This is a genomic window from Phytohabitans sp. LZ39, from assembly GCF_059359075.1.
Genome location: NZ_JCADBM010000014.1, coordinates 22,762 through 38,467, shown reverse-complemented (window position 1 = coordinate 38,467; position 15,706 = coordinate 22,762). Strand labels below are relative to the sequence as shown.

Here is a 15,706-nt window from a genome sequence, read left to right as displayed (position 1 = left end):
GTGGTGGTAGCAGCGGACTGGGGCGACGTACCCACCTGGATCTCCTCGGTCGCGACGATCATGGCGCTGATCTTCGCGGGCCTCGCCGCACTCGCCGCCCAGCGGGTGTACCGGATCGAGTCCCAGCGCGACGAGGTGGCGGCCGAGGCGCGCCGGCAGCAGGAGGCGTTCGTCCGGCGCACCCAGGCTGCGCTGGTGTCGGCGTGGTGGGGCTGGGGCCTCGACGGGTGGGGCGCGTTCGTGCGCAACGCCTCCGAGACGCCGATCTACCAGGTCAGCCTCACGGTGGTGGACATCCACGACCCCAACGTCGGCGAACGCGTCGACCTGCCGATCGTGCCGCCGGCGGCCGAGCCGATGTTCCAGTCCAGCGAGCTGGGCACCGGGCTCGTCGCGGACGGCTCGCACGCGGTCGACTACCGGGTCGAGGTGACGTTCACCGACTCGGCCGGCGTGCGGTGGATCCGCGACCAGCTTGGCCGCCTCTCCGAGCTGCGCCCCGAGGTGCTGATCTGGGCGGACGAGCGGCGGGCCAACGCGCTGCGCACGTTCGCCGCCGACTTCCTCGCCACCCACGGCGTGCGGCTGCGCTTCCACACCGAGCAGATCGAGCGGCTACAGGAGCGGCTGGTACAGGGCACCGACGGCGACGAGGTACCGGACGTGGTGGTCGGCCCACACGACTGGGTCGGCGACCTGGCGCGGCGCGGGCTGATCGAGCCGCTCGCGCTGTCCCACCGGCGGCAGGAGGCGTTCCTGCCCGAGGCGGTCGAGGCCATGACCTGGAACGGCGAGCTGTACGGCGTGCCGTACGCCCTCGACACGGCCCTGCTGCTGCGCAACACCGACCTGGCGCCGGAGCAGCCGGCGACGTTCGAGGAACTGCTCGCCTCCGGCGAGGCGCTGCGCGCGGCCGGGCGGGCCGACGAGGCGCTGGTCGTGCAGGTCGGCGCGGACGGCGACCCGTACTACATGTACCCCCTGCTGCTCGCCGCCGGCGGCTGGCTGTTCGGCCGCGGCGCGCAGGGCCGGCCCGACCCGAGCCGGCTGGGTGTGACCGCGCCGGAGACGATCCGGGCGTTCGAACGCTTCCGCGAGCTGGGCGCGCAGGGCATCGGCGTGCTCCGCCGGGAGATCGACAAGGAGCGGGCCACCGCGCTCTTCCAGGCCGGCCGCACGCCCTACCTGGTCTGCGCCTCCCGCGTGGTCAGCGACCTGCGCGAGGCCGGACTACGGTTCGCGGTGGGCCCGGTGCCACCGTACGAGGGCCAGGGTCGGGTACGGCCGTTCGTGTCGGTGCACGGCTTCTTCCTCACCCGCCGCGGCCGCAACAAGACGATCGCCCAGGACCTGGCCGCCCACTACCTGACCCGCACCGACGTGGCGCTGTCCCTCTACGACATCCAGCCCCGCCCACCCGCGCTGCGCACGGCACTGGACGAGGTGGTCGCCCGCGACCCCACGATGGCCGACTTCTACGCCGAGTGCCGCGCCGGCGACCTCATGCCGTCGCTGCCGGAGATGCGCCAGGTGTGGACCGCGCTGGCCAAGGCCGAGGTCGAGCTGGTGGCCGGCGCCGACCCGGACCCGGTGGTACGCCGCCTGGCCGCGGCCCTACAGGAGGCGCTCCCCTCCGCCGAACTCCCCGCACCGAGACGCCCGCCCGGCAACGGCGCTACAGCACGCCGCTGACCGACCACCGGTCGACCGGGCCCGCCGGCATGAACGAACGGTCAGCGGGCGGCGGGTTCGGGCCATGCCAGGTCGGCGCCGAGTGCTCCGACGAGCCGGGTGATCGCTTCGCGGGTGGTCTGGTCGTTGACGCGATCGGGGAGCCAGGCGCAGGCGATACCGGCGCCTGCCACGTCGGCGGTGGCGCAGGCGGCGGCCAGGCATTCCTCGATCTGGGTGAGGGAGGGCCCGGGGCCTGAGGGGAAGCGCAGGCCGGGCAGCTGCGCGCTGTCGACGACGTCGATGTCGAGGTGCAGGTAGACCGGCGTGCGGCCGAGCGCGTCGAGGGCGGCGGTGATCGCGGCCGGGTCGGCGGGCACGCGGCGGACCTGGCTGGCGGTCAGCGCGTCGCGCTCGGCGGGGTCGAGATCCCTGGCGTCCACGAGCACGACGCTGGTGTCGGGGACTGGTCGCGGGTCGAGCGCGTCGTCGAACAGCCCGGGTGTCCGGCCGGTTAGCATCGCGAGTGCCATGCCGCCGAGGTAGCCGCTGACCGTGATGGCCGGGGTGTTGAAGTCGCCGTGCGCGTCCAGCCATACCACTGCCAGGTCGCGGTGGCGGCGCTGAAGCCCGGCTACCGCCGCGCGGGCGGCGGGGCAGTCACCGGAGAGCAGCAGCGGCCTGGCGGCCCGGGCCACCGCGTCGGCTACCGCCTGGTGCAGCAGGCTCATCCGGGCGGGGACGGGGCCGGCCGGGAGGGCCGGGCGGATCGTCTCGGCCGCCGTGGCGGGGATCGGGAAGGCCGGGATGTGCTCGTCGAGGTGCCAGGGTGTGACGATCACATCCCAGGTGCCGGCGGTGCTGTGGTCAGTCATGAGGTGTCTCTGTTTCTTCGCGGCGGGCGAGCTGTTCGCGGCGGGCGAGCGGGTCGAGCAGCAGTCGCGGCTCGGCGGCGCCCACTCGCAGGTGCGTGGTGAGCTCGGCCATATTGTCCGACAAGGCGGTTACGGGACCACGGTGACCGGCCACTTGCCGGTCTTGACCAGGCGGATGGCGAGCGAGCCGGCGAAGCGGTGGCCGGCGCGCATCGAGGCGCCGACGATGACGCCGTCGGCGCCTACCTCGTCGGCGACGCGGACCAGTTCGGTGTACGGGTCGCCGTAGACCTCCTGGAACGAGATCTTCAGGCCGACCGACGTGGCCGCCTCCTCGGCCTGGCGGCGCAGGTCTTCGGCGAACTCGTGGTCGGCCTCGCGGGCCAGCGCCGCCGCACCCGGTGCGAGGCCGACGAAGGCGCCGGGGCGGGCGACGTACACGACGACGAGGCGGGAGCGTTGGCGGCGGGCCAGGCCGGCGGCGTAGGCGCCGGCGCGCAGTGAGGTGGTCGAGCCGTCCACCCCCACGACGAGCACCTTGGGACCGTCCATCCCGTACTCGAACTCGTGACTCACGCGCCTAAGTATCGTCGGCGGTCAGGGGATGAGCACGGCGGCTCCGTTTACCCGGTCGGCGGCCAGGTCTGCTAGAGCGGTGTCGGCGGCCTTCAGCGGGTACGGCGTGGTGGTGACGCTCAGCGGGTGGTCGGCGGCGAAGGCCAGGAAGTCGCGGCCGTCCTCGCGGGTGTTGGCGGTGACGCTGCGCAGCTGGCGTTCCTGGAAGAGGTGCCGTTCGTAGTCGAGCGGCGGGATGCCGGTGAGGTGGATGCCGGCGATGGCGAGCGTGCCACCGCGGTCGAGCGCCTCCAGTGCGACCGGCACGAGGTCGCCGACCGGGGCGAAGAGGATCGCGGCGTCGAGCGGCTCGGGTGGTCGCTCGTGAGCGCCGAGAGCTGACGCGGCGCCCAGGTCGAGGGCGAGCCGCTGGGCGGCGGCCGAACGGGTGAGCACGTGCACGGTGGCGCCCTGCGCGAGGGCGACCTGGGTGGCGAGGTGAGCGGAGGCGCCGAAGCCGTACACGCCGAGGCGGCCACCGGGCGGCAGGGCGGCGCGGCGCAGCGCGCGGAAGCCGATGATGCCGGCGCAGAGCAGCGGCGCGACCTCCGTGTCGGGGTAACGCGGCGGCAGCCGGTATACGTATGCGGCGGGCGCGACCGCGTACTCCGCGTACCCGCCGTCGGCGTCCCAACCGGTGTACCGCGACTCGGGGCACAGGTTCTCCGCGCCGCGCCGGCAGTACACGCAGCGGCCGCAGGTGTGCCGCAGCCAGGCGACGCCGACCCGCTCCCCCTCGGTGAAGCCCTCGACCGAGGGGCCGAGCGCGACCACCTCGCCGACGACCTCGTGGCCGGGGACCACGTCGGGGCGGTGCGTGGGCAGGTCGCCCTGTGCCACGTGCAGGTCGGTGCGGCAGACGGCACTCGCCCGTACCCGCAGAAGCAACTCCCCCGCCGCCGGCTCCGGGACGGGCCGGACCACCGCGCGGATCCCCGGCCGTCGCACCTCCCAGGCGAGCATGACGGCTCTGCCTCCTGATTCGCTCGCTCGTGCGGCGCTGAAGGCGACGTCTTCCTCCGCCACCCCGAAACCCCGACTTCGTCGGCGGGGCGGCTCCGTCCAGACGCCGCCGCGCCAACTCACTCGCTCATTGTCTCGCGGCGACGTGGGGCGCCGGGCCGGTAACGCCGCAATGGACCGGCACCTCGGACTCGCGTCTCACCCTCGCCGGCACCCACACCGCCGCGGCCACCGCGCCGAGCACCAGCAGGCCGGCGCAGATGAGCATCGCGTCGCGGTACACGGGTGCGAGGTCGCCCGCGTCGGTGAGGCTGCCGGTGCCGATACCCGCGGCGAGCGGCAGCGTGGCGACGGCGAGCAGGCCGGCGGCGCGGGCGACCGCGTTGTTGACGCCGCTGGCGATGCCGGCGTGCCGCTCGGGCACCGAGCCGAGCGCGGTCGCGGTGAGCGGCGCGACGGTCAGCGACAGGCCGAGGCCGAGCAGGATCGCGGCGGGCAGCACGTCGACGGCGTACGAGACGTCCGCGCCCACCCGGGACAGCAGCAGGAGCGCGCCGGCACACACGAGCGGCCCGGCGGTCATCGGGATGCGCGCGCCGATCCGCTGGCCGAGCGCGCCGGCCCGCGCGGAGAGCACGAGCATCAGCGCGGTGACCGGCAGCAGCGCGGTGCCGGCGGCGAGCGGGCTGTAGCCGGCGACCACCTGAAGGTTGAGCACGACGAGGAAGAACACCCCGCCGAGCGCCGCGTACACCGCGAACGTGACGAGGTTGGCGGCCGTGAACGGGCGGATGGCGAACAGCTCCAGCGGCAGCATCGGCTCGCTGGACCGCCGCTCCACGACCAGGAACGCGGCCAGCCCGCCCACGCCGAGCGCGAGCGCGCCGAGCACGGCCGGCGAGCCGGGGCCGTCGGCGGCCCACGCGGTGAAACCGTAGGTGAGGCCGGCGAGCCCGGCCGCGCCGGTGACCAACCCGGCGACGTCGAAACGGCGGGCCGCGGCGGGGTTGGACGACTCGGGCACGTGGCGGAGCGCGACGTAGATGACGAACGCGGCGAGCGGCACGTTGATCAGGAAGACGAGCCGCCACGAGGCCGCCTCGATCAGCCAGCCGCCGAGGAACGGGCCGATCGCGCCGGCCACGCCCGCCATGCCGGACCACGCGCCGATCGCCTTGGCCCGGTCGTCCTTCTCGAACGAGGCCTCCAGGATCGCGAGCGACCCGGGCGTCAGCAGCGCGCCGCCCACGCCCTGGAGGACGCGGGCGGCGATGAGCGTCTCCACGTTCGGCGCGATGCCGCACAGCAACGACGCGACGGCGAACCAGGCGGTGCCGATCACGAACATCCGCCGCCGGCCGAACCGGTCGCCGAGCGAGCCGCCGAGCAGGATGAGCGCGGCGAGGCTGAGCGTGTAGCCGTTGACCGTCCACTGGAGAGCGGCCGCGCCGGCGCCAAAGTCGTCGCCGATCTGGGGCAACGCGATGTTGACCACGGTGGCGTCGAGGAATGTGAGACCCGAGCCGAGCACGGTCGCGAACAGCACCCACCGGCCGGCGGCCTCCGCGTACCGCACCATGATCACATGGTACGGGCCTCCGGCTTCGACGTGTCCAGCGGAACCGCCGGGGCGCGGACCAGTCCAAGCTGGACGGTCTGGCGGGGCAGCGCGGCGTTGAGCGCCCAGTCGGCGGCGGTGCGCACCCGGTTGCCGGGCATCGACAGCAGGTGGTAGCCGGCGGTCACCGCCTTCGCCACCGGACCGCCGAGCGGGATGCCGAGCGGGTCGGCCGCCGCCTGCACGCCGCCCAGGTCGACGACGAAGCCGAGGTCGTGGTGCTTGTACGCGCGCGGCCTGCCCTTGCCGTACGAGGCGGCGATGTTGCGCGCGGCGAGCTTGCCCTGCCGCTCGGCGTGCTGGGCGGTCATCGCGGTGATCTCGCCGGGCCGGGTGAGGTCGGGCACCGCCGCCGCGTCGCCGCAGGCGAGCACCTCGGGACGGCCGGGCACCGCCAGGTACTCGTCGACGACGAGCCGCCCCTTGTTGGTGGCCAGGCCGAGGCCCTCGACGAGCGGGTCGGGGCGCACACCCACGCACCACACGAGCGTGCGGCTGGGCATGAACCCGCCGTCGCTCAGGTGCACGCCGTCGTGCGTGGCCTCCTTGACCGAGGTGCCCATCCGCACGTCCACGTCGCGCTCGCGCAGCACCCGGTCGGCGGTGCGGGAGAGGCGCTCGTCGAGCTCCGGCAGCACCCGGCCGGCCACGTCGAGCAGCAGCCACCGCACCGGGGCGTCGGCGAGGCGCGGATGGCGGGCGACGAGGTCGCGGGTGAACAGCGCGCCGTGCGCGGCCACCTCCGTGCCGGTGTAGCCGGCGCCGACCACCACGAACGTCAGCCGCGCCGCCCGCTCCGCCCGGTCGTCTGTCGCGTCGGCGAGCTCGACCTGGCGGGTGACGTGGTCGCGCAGGTACAGCGCCTCGAAGATGCCGCGGAACCCGTGCGCGTGCTCGGCCACGCCCGGGATCGGCAGCAGCTTGTTGACGCTGCCGGCGGCGAGGACCAGCCGGTCGTACGGCAGCTCGCCCGCGCCGCCCTCGGGGTCGGTGTAGCGCACCCGCCGCCCGTCGAGGTCGATCTCGGTCGCCTTGCCCAGCGCCAGCCGCACGCCCCGGCCGATCGTGCCGGGTATCGACACGGTGATCCGCCGCGCCTCCAGGCCGGCGGCGGCCACCTCCGGCAGCAGCGGCAGGTAGAGGAAGTAGTCGGTCGGATTGAGGAGCGTGATGTCGGCCGCTCCCCGCGCCAGCCGGGCAAGCTTTCGCGCGCAGTGGTAGCCGGCGAACCCGGCCCCGACGATGACGATCCGTGGACGAGCCATTGATCCGCCTCTCGTTGGTTTGACGGTGGCCTGCTCGGGTTACCTCATAGTGTGGCGCCGAACGGTCGGGCGGGCGGCTCTTCCGCCCGGTCCGACTTCCTCCCCGGGGGCGCCAGGCGGGGCCCGGTCGGCAGGGGACGCTAGAAGCGAGCCCGGGCTCCGCTTACCCGGGTGGGTGAGTGGAAAACCTCGCTACGCTCCGGGTGTGACGCACGCCAACCTCGTCTATGCCGACATCTCCGGCTACCGGCCCCTCCGCCTCGACCTGTACCTGCCCGCCGGCGAGGGCCCCTGGCCGCTTGTCGTGTGGGTGCACGGCGGCGCCTGGCGCAACGGCGACCGCAAGACCCTCCCCGAGACCTACCTGCCGCTCGGCTTCTTCGACCGGATCCAGCGCCGCGGGTACGCGGTGGCGAGCGTCGACTACCGCCTCTCGGCCGAGGCCACGTTTCCCGCCCAGCTCCACGACCTGAAGGCGGCGATCAGGTGGCTTCGGGGGCACGCCGGAGACTTCGGTCTCGATCCGGGCCGGTTCGCGCTGTGGGGCGAGTCGGCGGGCGGCCACCTCGTCGCGCTGGCCGGGCTGACCGCGGACTCCGACGATCCCCGGCTGGAAGGCGACGCCGGCGTCTCCACCGCGGTACAGGCGGTCGTCGACTGGTACGGCGTCTCGGACATGATCCACACAGTCCGCCTGAGCGACGACGACCCGGAGGTACAGCTGCTCGGCGGCCAGCCGGCCGAGCTGCGCGAGCTGGCGGCGCTGGCCAGCCCGGCCGAGCACGCCCACGCGGACGCCCCGCCGTTCCTGTGCGTGCACGGCACGGACGACAAGATCGTGCCGTACTCGCAGAGCGAACACCTGGCCGCGGTGCTGCACGCGTACGGCGTGCGCTGCGACCTCCACCCGGTGCCGGGCGCCGACCACATCTTCCGGGGGGCGCCGGACGTGGCCGCGCTGATCGAGGCGTCCATCGACTTCCTCGACGACGTGCTCAAACCCGGTCAACCCGCCGCGGTGGGGTCCTCCGGCCAGGCGTGACGGGGGTACCGGCCGCGCAGCTCGGCCCGCACCCGCGGGTACCCGGTGCGCCAGAACGACGCGAGGTCCTGGGTGACCGCGACCGGCCGGCGCGCCGGCGAGAGCAGGTGCAGCAGCACGGGCACCCGCCCGTCCGCGATCACCGGCGCCTCCCGCCACCCGAACGCCTCCTGCACGCGCAGCGCCAGCACGGGTGCCCGCGGATCGGTGTAGTCCAGCCGCGGCCGCGACCCGCCGGGTACCGGTAGGCGCTCCGGCGCGACCCGGTCCAGCGCGGCGGCCTGCGGCCAGGGCAGCAGCCGGCGCAGCGAGGCGGCGACGTCGGCGCGTTCCAGGTCGGCGCGGCGGCGGGCACCGTGCAGCTCCGGACCGAGCCACTCTTCCGCGGTGGCGAGCAGGGCTTCGTCGGACACGTCCGGCCACGGGTCGCCGAGCGCGTGCCGGCAGAACGCGAGCCGCTCGCGCAGCGCCCGCGCCTCGCGGTCCCACCGCAGCAGCGCCAGGCCCTCCCGGCGCAGGCCGTCCAGCAGCGCGCGGTCGAGCGCGGCACGGTCCGGGTCGCGCAGCGGGCGTTCGACGAGCGTCACCGCGCCGAGCCGTTCGAACGCGCGGGCCACCACGTCGCCGCCGGACCAGGCCACCTCCTCGCCGCGGGCCAGGTGGTCGGCGCCGGCCACCCGCGCGGTGGCCTCGTCGATGGCGGCGGCCATCCGGATCCGGGCGGCGGGCCGGCCCGGGTCGCGGTCCGCGGCGGCGATGGCCAGCCAGGCCGCGCCCGCCAGCGCCGACCCCGGCGCCAGGTCCGCGGCGGTCCCACCGACCATGAGGTACGCCCGGCCGCCGGCCTGCCGGGCTCGGGCGAGCCTTTCCGGGTACGCCAGGCCGACCACCAGACCGGCGGCGAGATCGTCGGGCAGGTCGGTCTCCGGCCAGTCCCCGGCTTCGGCGCGCAGGCGGCGCACCTCCGCGTTCACACCCTGCCGGCGCCACGCGGCGACCACGTCCTCCTCGCTGCCGCTCGGCTCGGTGAGCAGCGCGACGACCCGCGCGGCGCGGTCGGCGCCGACCGCCGGGGCGCCGTCGAGCAGCGCCCGGGCCAGCCGCGGGTGCGCGCCGACGGCGGCGATGGCCCGCCCGCGCGCGGTGACCCGGCCGCCGGGGTCGACGGCGCCGAGCGCGCGCAGCGTCTGCGTCGCGGCCCGCAGCGCGCCCGCCGGTGGCCGGTCCGGCAGCGCCAGCCCGGCGCCGTCCGGGTCGCCCCAGCAGGCCAGGTCGAGCGCGAAGCCGGTCAGGTCGGCCACCGCGATCTCCGGTTCCGGCTGGGCCGGCAGCCGGTCGTGCTGGGCCGGCGACCAGCAGCGGTACACCACGCCCGGCGCCTCCCGCCCGGCCCGGCCGGCCCGCTGCTCCGCGGTCGACCGGGACACCGGCACGGTGGCCAGCGTGCCCAGCCCGCGGGCGTGGTCGGTGCGCGGCACCCGGCTCAGGCCGGCGTCGACGACGACCCGGACGCCGGGTACGGTCAGGCTGCTCTCCGCGACCGCGCTGGCGAGCACCACGCGGCGGCCGGTGCCCCGCCGGAGCACGGCGTCCTGTGCGGCGGCGTCCTGGCGCCCGTGCAGGGTCTGTACGGGCGCGCCGGGCAGCCGGGAGGCGACCGCCGCGATCTCGCCCGCGCCGGGCAGGAACACCAGCACGTCGCCGTCGTGCTCGGCCAGCGCCCGGCGTACGACGGCGGCGACGTGGTCGAGCAGCCGCGGGTCGACCCGCAGCCCGTGCGGCGCGTCGACCGGCCGGGTCGGCGGCGCCCACACCACCTCCACGGGATGCAGGGCCTCTTCGGCGACGACGACCTCGTCGGTGCCCAGCGCCCGGGCCACGGTCTCGACGTCGGCGGTCGCCGAGGTGGCGAGCAGCAGCAGGTCGGGCCGGAGCGTGGCGCGCGCGTCGACGCAGAACGCGAGCGCCAGGTCGGAGTCGAGGTGGCGCTCGTGGCACTCGTCGAGGATCACCACGCCGGTGCCGGGCAGGTCGGGGTCGCGCTGGAGCCGCCGGACGAGCACCCCGGTGGTGACCACCTCCACCCTCGTCGCCGCGCCGACCCGGCGGTCGCCGCGCACGGTGTAGCCGACCCGGCCGCCCACCCGGTCGCCGAGCAGGTCGGCCATCCGGCGCGCCGCCGCGCGAGCCGCGATCCGGCGCGGCTCGGCGACCACGACGCGGCCCGGGAAGCGTTCCATGAGCGCCAGCGGCACGACCGTGGTCTTGCCGGTGCCGGGCGGGGCCACGAGCGCGGCGGCGCCGGCCCGGTCCAAGGCATCGCCGATGGCGGGCAGCACCTTCTCGACGGGCAGCACCCCGCCATCTTGTCGCACGTAGTCTGGTGCGTCCCGGACCAGAGTGTTGGAGGACGTGATGTCGGTACTTGACGCGTTTGGGCTCGCCGGAAAGGTGGCGGTCGTGACCGGCGGCAACCGGGGGCTCGGCCGGGCGTTCACCGCCGCGCTCACCCAGGCCGGCGCGCGGGTCGCGATCGTCGCCCGCGACGCGGCCAAGACCGCGGAGGTGCTCGGCGAGCTGGCGACCGTCCGGGGTTTCCAGGCCGACGTCCGCAGCCGCGCCGACGTCGACCGGGTGGTGGCGGAGATCACCGCCGAGATGGGTGGCGTGGACATCCTCGTCAACAACGCCGGCACCTGCGTACACGCGCCCGCCCTCGATGTCACCGAGGCCGACTGGGCCGACGTCATCGACACCAACGTCAACGGCGTGTGGCACTGCTGCCAGGCGTTCGGCAAGCACATGGCCGGCCGCGGCGGTGGCACCATCGTCAACGTCGGCTCGATCTCCGGGCTGATAGTCAACCGTCCACAGTGGCAGCCGGCGTACAACGCCTCCAAGGCGGCGGTGCACCAGCTGACCAAGTCGCTGGCCGCCGAGTGGGCGCCGCTGAGCATCCGGGTCAACGCCCTCGCGCCGGGGTACATCAAGACGGAGATGGCGCCGGTCGACCGGCCGGAGTTCCGCCAGCGCTGGATCGACGACGTGCCCATGCGGCGGTACGCCACGCCGGAGGAGATCGCGCCCAGCCTGATCTACCTCGCCAGCGACGCGTCGGCGTTCATGACCGGCTCTGTGCTGGTCGTCGACGGCGGCTACACCACGGTCTGACCCGCGTCGCCGGCCAGCTGGTCGCCGAGCGCGGAGCGGCGGTAGAGCACCGAGCGGCCGTGCCGGGCGCTGACCAGCAGCCCGGCGGCGTGCAGGGTGCGCAGGTGCTGGTTGACGGCCGTGGTGGTGACGCCGAGCCGGGTGGCCAGCTCGGTGGAGGACGCCGGCGTCCGGAGGTGGACGAGCAGCCCGGCCCGGGTGGCGCCGAGGATCGCGGCGAGCGTGTCCGGCGCCGGCAGCACCTGCGGCTCCCACAGGGTGGCGATGCCGCGCGCGGCGTACAGGATCATCGGTGGCTCGTCCGCGGAGATCGGCGTGGACGCGTTGGTGGTCCACAGCGTGGGCACGAGGGTGAGGCCGCCGGTGGTCGGGCGGGCATAGTCCACATTGGAGCGCAGGCGCACCTCGACCACGTTGCCGACCAGGCGCACCGTGCCGGACAGGTCGGCGAACATCGCCGCGAGCCCGTGCTGCGCGATCTGCCGTCCCCGATAGGTGACGTCCCCTTCGAGCAGTGCCCGCATCCGTGGCCAGTACGGCTCGAAGCAGCGCCGCCAGTACTCGCCGAGCGCGTCGAGCACCCGGCTCAGCACGCGCGCCGCGGACCCGCGCAGCGGCGCCGGGAGCGGCCCGGCGCCGTGCACGGCCCGCAGGTCGCGCCGCACGGTCTCCGGGTCGGTGCCGGCGATCCGGGCCAGCTCGTCGTCGACGCGGGTCAGCGGCGAGTACGGCCGCGGGTTGAGGAAGTCGGGGGTCCACAGCCGGTCGTTGGTCAGCGCGGACAGGGTGGCCTCGTCGAGGTCGCCGCGCGCCTCCCGCAGGGCGTGCAGCCAGCGCAGGTGCAGCGGATACCGGCCCGGGTCGCGCCAGGCCCGCAACGACAGCACGAGCTCGTTGAGCGGCGACACCGCGAACCGCACGTCGGCCAGGTCCATGCCGACAAGCTCGTACCGGATCATGAAGCAATACGCTACATCGTTGGTACGGCCGGCCGGTTACCTGCGACAACTGTCGGCGTGCTTCTTGTCGCGAGCCCTCCCCGGGCGGCGGGCTGGGTCCGGCGGACCCTGAGCCCCGACGACCCGGTCGCCCGGGCGCTGACCTGGTCGACGATGTCCTCCGCCCTGTCCAGGGGCGTGTTCTTCAGCGTTAGCGCGCTGTTCTTCACCCGCGTCGCAGGGCTCACCCCGACCACGGTCGGGTTCGGGCTCACGGTCGCCGGCGCGGTGGCCGTCGCGGCGTCGCTGGGCGCCGGCTACCTGGCCGCCGTCGTCGGCGCCCGCCGGGTCCTGGTCGTCGCCACCGCCGGGCAGGCCGTCGCGCTGCTCGCCTACCTCACCGTCGGCACGCCGGTCGCGTTCGTCGCCGTCGCCTGCGCGGCCGTGGGCCAGCAGGCCATGCAGCGCACCGCGCTGTCCACGATGATCGCCCAGAGCTTCACCGGCCCGGAACGGGTCGAGGTGCGGGCCCGCCTCCGCGTGGTCATGAACTGCTTCATCGGCGTCGGCACGGGGCTCGCGGCCATCGCCCTCGCGGTCGGCACAAGGCCCGCGTACATGCTGGCGATGGCGTCGACCGCGGCCCTGCTGTTCGTCTCCGCGCTGTCGCTGCGCCGGCTCAGGGTGCCCGGCCAGGTCACCCCGCCCGCGGCGGAACACACCCGCCGCTCCCCGCTCCGCGACCGCACGTACCTGGCCGCCACCGCGCTCAACGCGGTCATGACCATGCAGTTCGGCATGCTGACCGTCGGTGTACCCCTGTGGGTGGCCGGCTGGACGGCGGCGCCGCCGGTCACCGTCGCGGCGCTCCTGGCGGTCAACACCGTGCTGGTGTCCCTGCTCCAGGTCTGGGCGGCCCGCCGCGCGCACGACCTGCCGGCGGCCGGCCGCTCGGTCGCCCGCGCCGGCGCCCTGCTGGCCGTGGCCTGCGCCCTCTACTCGGCCGCCACGTCCGGCGGCGTCGCGGTCGTCGTGGCGGTGCTGGCGCTGGCCACCGTGGCGCACAGCCTCGCCGAGATCCTCTCCGAGGCGGGCAGCTGGACGCTCGCCTTCGAGCTCGCCGACCCGGACAACGCCGGCGCGTACCAGGGCGTCAGCCAGACCGGGGCGGCGCTGGGCTCGATGCTCGCCCCGCTGGTCGTCACCACGACCGCGATCGACCACGGCCGCGGCGGCTGGGCCGTGCTGGCCGCCCTCTTCCTCGCCGCCGGACTGTCCACACTGGCCCTCGCCCGCCGGGCCGCGTGACCGAGCCGGCGGCCGGCCCGCGTCAACGGCCTGGTGGCTCCGTCCCCCTCGGCCAGCCCGCGTCGGTGACCCAGCCGGGCGCCACCGTGGCCGCGTGCCGCGTCCAGGCCGCCGCACCGCCCGGCAGCGGCCAAGCCGAGCGCGCCCTCCGCGTCGATGATCGGTAGCCCCACAACCGCACTCATCCCGGCGTGTCGCACAGCTGTCGGGCTAACGATCATGGCGCGGCCCGGATACGAGCGCGGCGACCTTGTGCCATCGGCGTACATCGGTGATAGACCGGTCGTGACCGGTTGGCGACGTGGCGGAGCTGTGTCGGGCGGACGATCCGGCACAATCACGCTGACATCACCTGATAGGAGACATCATGCTTCTGCGACGCACGGCGGTGGCGCTGCTCGCGCTGGCGCTACCCCTGGCCTCGGCCACGCCAGCCGCCGCTGGGGGGACGGCGGACACCAGGCAGGACAAGGTCATCGTGCTGCCGGGGGCCACCTCGGCCGAGGGGATCGCGGCGGGCGCGGGCTCGACGTTCTACGCCGGTGACCTGTTCGCCGGTGACATCTTCCGGGGCGACATCCGCAAGGGCACCGCGGAGCGCTTCATCGACGTACCCGATGGCAGGATGGCGGTCGGCCTCAAGGCCGACACCCGCCACGGTCTGCTCTTCGTCGCCGGCGGGGCCACCGGCCAGGCGTACGTCTACAGCCTGCGCACCGGCGCGACCGTCGCCACCCGGCAGCTCGCGACCGCCAACACCAACTTCGTCAACGACGTGGCCCTCACGCGGGGCGGCGCCTGGTTCACCGACACCACGCAGGCGAAGCTCTTCTTCGTGCCGGTCGACCGGCACGGGAAGGTGGGGGCGGTGCGCACGCTCGCCGTCACCGGCCCGGCGGCCGACACGAGCGGTGACTTCAACCTCAACGGGATCGCCGCCACGCCGGACGGCAAGACACTCGTCGTCGCGCACTCCGCGAACGGCCGGCTGTACACGGTGGACGCGGCCACCGGCGCCAGCGCGCTGATCGCGGGCGTCGACGTGCCCAATGTGGACGGTATCGTGCTCGAGGGCCGGCGGCTGTGGGCGGTGCGCAACTTCGACAACCAGATCGCGCGGTACCGGCTCGCCGGCGACCTGAGCCGGGGCACGCTGGAGAAGACGATCACGAGTCCCGCGTTCGCGATCCCCACCACCGCGGCGCTGTTCGGCTACCGGCTCGCGGCCGTCAACGCGCACTTCGACACCGGCATCCCGCCGACCGCGCCGCGGTACGAGGTCGTGGTGGTCGACGCCTAGGCCCGGTCAGAAGAGCGCGCCGGCGAGCGCGACGAAGGAGCGGATGAGGGGGCTGGTGTCCGCGGTGTTCCAGGCCAGCACCAGGCGGCTCGGCGGCATGTCGACAAGCGGCACCACCGTCACGCCGTCGGTCAGGGCGTGGTCCACCGGCGCCAGCCCCAGCGTCCCGTTCCAGAGCACACCCTGAAGGCACTCCTGCATCGTCCGCACGACCGGGCCGTCGCGCCACGGGCCGCCCGGGTCCGTCGCGGTCCAGTAGGCGTGCCACACCGGGTCGGTGCCGTCCGGCAGCCGGAACCACCGCCGGCCGGCCAGGTCGTCCAGCCGCAGCGCGTCGCGGGCGGCGAGGGGGTCGTCCGCGCGCAGGACCACGCCGACCGGATCGGCGCGGAGCACCCGCGTCGTGATGCCGTTGTCGTCGAAGGGTGCGCGGGTCAGCGCGACGTCGACGAGGCCGGCCCGCAGGCCGCAGGTGGGGTCGGTGAAGTCAGCCTCGCGGATCCGCACCCGCGCCGCCGGATGCCGTTCGCGGAAGGCGGCGGCCAGGCGCGTGCCGGCCAGCTGGACGCTGTCGACGAGCGTGCCGATCGTCAGGGCCTGCTCCCCCGCCGCGCCGGCGACCCGGGCGCGGGCGCGGTCGGCCTGCTCCAGGAGGGTCCGGGACTCCTCGTACAGGGCGGTGCCGGCCGGTGTGAGCGTGACGCCCGCCGGTGAGCGGCGCAGCAGCACCGCGCCGAGGTCGGTCTCCAGCTGGCGGATCGCGCGGCTGAGCGGCGGCTGGGTCATGTGCAGGCGGGCGGCGGCCCGGCCGAAGTGGAGCTCCTCGGCGACGGCGACGAAGTAGCGCAGCGTCCGCAGCTCCATGACCGGCGACGATACCCGGCCGGTATCGGGACGCCGCAACAAGTCTTGGACGGTACCGGTGCGGCGGCGCTGGAGT

14 protein-coding genes are annotated in these 15,706 nt (G+C 74.9%); 5 read left to right on the top strand and 9 right to left on the bottom strand.

Annotation, left to right across the window (positions count from 1 at the left end):
- Positions 1-1,692: a sugar ABC transporter substrate-binding protein gene (locus tag AC5L36_RS25440; protein WP_441221045.1), complete on the top strand. Its 1,692-nt coding sequence runs from the start codon at positions 1-3 to the stop codon at positions 1,690-1,692.
- Between the two features lie 41 nt (positions 1,693-1,733).
- On the opposite strand, the gene AC5L36_RS25435 is transcribed toward AC5L36_RS25440, so the two are convergent.
- From AC5L36_RS25435 to AC5L36_RS25410, 6 genes are all read right to left on the bottom strand, one after another.
- Positions 1,734-2,546, bottom strand: a complete 813-nt coding sequence (locus tag AC5L36_RS25435) for an arginase family protein (protein ID WP_441221043.1) — start codon at positions 2,544-2,546, stop codon at positions 1,734-1,736.
- Positions 2,539-2,670 (bottom strand): hypothetical protein, encoded by a 132-nt coding sequence (locus tag AC5L36_RS25430; protein WP_441221041.1) that lies wholly within the window; start codon positions 2,668-2,670, stop codon positions 2,539-2,541. Before AC5L36_RS25430 ends, AC5L36_RS25435 begins: the two co-directional genes overlap by 8 nt.
- A 5-nt stretch (positions 2,671-2,675) precedes the next feature.
- Positions 2,676-3,098 carry a universal stress protein gene (locus tag AC5L36_RS25425; protein ID WP_441221422.1) on the bottom strand — a complete coding sequence of 141 codons (423 nt, stop codon included), beginning with the start codon at positions 3,096-3,098 and terminating at the stop codon, positions 2,676-2,678.
- Positions 3,099-3,143: 45 nt separating this feature from the next.
- Positions 3,144-4,124: a zinc-binding alcohol dehydrogenase family protein gene (locus AC5L36_RS25420; RefSeq protein ID WP_441221039.1), complete on the bottom strand. Its 981-nt coding sequence runs from the start codon at positions 4,122-4,124 to the stop codon at positions 3,144-3,146.
- Between the two features lie 127 nt (positions 4,125-4,251).
- Entirely contained in the window at positions 4,252-5,703 is a 1,452-nt protein-coding gene (locus AC5L36_RS25415; RefSeq protein ID WP_441221037.1) for a DHA2 family efflux MFS transporter permease subunit, read from the bottom strand.
- A gap of 2 nt (positions 5,704-5,705) precedes the next feature.
- Positions 5,706-7,007 carry an NAD(P)/FAD-dependent oxidoreductase gene (locus AC5L36_RS25410; RefSeq protein WP_441221035.1) on the bottom strand — a complete coding sequence of 434 codons (1,302 nt, stop codon included), beginning with the start codon at positions 7,005-7,007 and terminating at the stop codon, positions 5,706-5,708.
- A 205-nt stretch (positions 7,008-7,212) separates the two neighbouring features.
- Here AC5L36_RS25410 and AC5L36_RS25405 point away from each other — a divergent pair, with 205 nt between their 5' ends.
- Positions 7,213-8,049 carry an alpha/beta hydrolase fold domain-containing protein gene (locus tag AC5L36_RS25405; RefSeq protein WP_441221033.1) on the top strand — a complete coding sequence of 279 codons (837 nt, stop codon included), beginning with the start codon at positions 7,213-7,215 and terminating at the stop codon, positions 8,047-8,049.
- On the opposite strand, the gene hrpB is transcribed toward AC5L36_RS25405, so the two are convergent.
- A complete protein-coding gene (gene hrpB, locus AC5L36_RS25400) occupies positions 8,013-10,448 on the bottom strand; it encodes an ATP-dependent helicase HrpB (RefSeq protein ID WP_441221420.1) in 2,436 nt (811 codons plus the stop codon). The two genes, AC5L36_RS25405 and hrpB, sit on opposite strands and share 37 nt — an antisense overlap.
- A 16-nt stretch (positions 10,449-10,464) precedes the next feature.
- On the opposite strand from hrpB, the gene AC5L36_RS25395 reads away from it, so the two are divergent.
- On the top strand, positions 10,465-11,220 hold the full coding sequence (locus AC5L36_RS25395; protein ID WP_441221031.1) for an SDR family NAD(P)-dependent oxidoreductase: 756 nt from the start codon (positions 10,465-10,467) through the stop codon (positions 11,218-11,220).
- Here AC5L36_RS25395 and AC5L36_RS25390 read toward each other — a convergent pair.
- Positions 11,205-12,179, bottom strand: a complete 975-nt coding sequence (locus tag AC5L36_RS25390) for an ArsR/SmtB family transcription factor (protein WP_441221029.1) — start codon at positions 12,177-12,179, stop codon at positions 11,205-11,207. The two genes, AC5L36_RS25395 and AC5L36_RS25390, sit on opposite strands and share 16 nt — an antisense overlap.
- Positions 12,180-12,236: 57 nt before the next feature.
- On the opposite strand from AC5L36_RS25390, the gene AC5L36_RS25385 reads away from it, so the two are divergent.
- Positions 12,237-13,466 (top strand): MFS transporter, encoded by a 1,230-nt coding sequence (locus tag AC5L36_RS25385; protein ID WP_441221027.1) that lies wholly within the window; start codon positions 12,237-12,239, stop codon positions 13,464-13,466.
- Positions 13,467-13,833: 367 nt separating this feature from the next.
- Positions 13,834-14,766: an SMP-30/gluconolactonase/LRE family protein gene (locus tag AC5L36_RS25380; protein WP_441221025.1), complete on the top strand. Its 933-nt coding sequence runs from the start codon at positions 13,834-13,836 to the stop codon at positions 14,764-14,766.
- Between the two features lie 6 nt (positions 14,767-14,772).
- Here AC5L36_RS25380 and AC5L36_RS25375 read toward each other — a convergent pair whose 3' ends face one another.
- Positions 14,773-15,630 (bottom strand): LysR family transcriptional regulator, encoded by an 858-nt coding sequence (locus AC5L36_RS25375; RefSeq protein WP_441221023.1) that lies wholly within the window; start codon positions 15,628-15,630, stop codon positions 14,773-14,775.
- Positions 15,631-15,706: the final 76 nt, after the last annotated feature.